The following is a 917-nucleotide window of genomic DNA, read 5'->3' on the forward strand; positions in this document are numbered from 1 at the left end:
TGAGCCTTTTTCATCCTGCATGTGAGAGGCGTTGTGGCGCTGCAGGTTCAACGGATGTCTGGGTAGCGGATAGGTGAAGCCCCTGGTGGATCGGTTGTTACCACAACTCCCGATACACAAGGGGCTTCACGTGCTTTTCTACCGTTCCGCGCTGCCGTTGTCACGTCAGACCCTGGACTACCTCGCAGGACTGATCCGGCGACACCGTCACGAGATCGGTTCGCGGTGGCGGCAGCTCAACCCCGGTCGTCAAGCCCTGCTCGCCCTGGTCTACCTGCGTAAAGCCGAAACATTCGGCCTCCTCGGGGCCGGGTTCGAGGTATCGACGAGCACGGCCTGGCGCTACGTGCAAGAAGCCGTGCGGTTACTGGCCGATCGTGCTCCGACACTGCGGACGGCGTTGCGTCGCGCGAAGGCCGCAGGGCACGCCTATCTGATCATCGACGGGACGTTGATCCCGATCGACCGGGTCGCGGCCGATCGGCCGTTCTACTCCGGCAAGCATCGCCGCCACGGTATGAACGTGCAGGTCATCGCCTCTCCTGAGGGTGGGATCGTGTGGGTGTCGCCGGCGTTGCCGGGCAGTGTCCACGACAGCAAGGCAGCCTGGATCTGGCGGGTACTGCACGAACTCGAACAGCAGGGATGGATCGTGCTGGGCGACAAGGGATATCAAGGCGCGCAAGGAGTGCTGACTCCGTACAAGGGTCGCGGTAAACCGGCCGCGCAGAAGAACGCCAACCGTGCTCACGCACAGCTACGAGGACGGGGTGAGCGAGCGTTCGCGCAGCTCAAAACGTGGAAGATCCTGCAGAAACTGCGATGCTGCCCGTTCAAAGCCGGGCTGCTGGTTCGGGCGATCCACGTTCTCCACGATCGAGAGCTTCAGGCCGCTGCATGAAGATGAAAAAGGCTCA

1 protein-coding gene is annotated in these 917 nt (G+C 62.4%); it reads left to right on the forward strand.

What is annotated here, in order from left to right:
- Window positions 1-130: 130 nt before the first annotated feature.
- The gene (locus APZ21_RS05515) at window positions 131-901 is read left to right on the forward strand and encodes an IS5/IS1182 family transposase (protein ID WP_054812131.1); all 771 of its coding nucleotides are present in this window, start codon (window positions 131-133) and stop codon (window positions 899-901) included.
- Window positions 902-917: the final 16 nt, after the last annotated feature.

Source organism: Nocardia arizonensis (assembly GCF_001310275.1).
Classification (GTDB): Bacteria; Actinomycetota; Actinomycetes; order Mycobacteriales; family Mycobacteriaceae; genus Nocardia; species Nocardia arizonensis.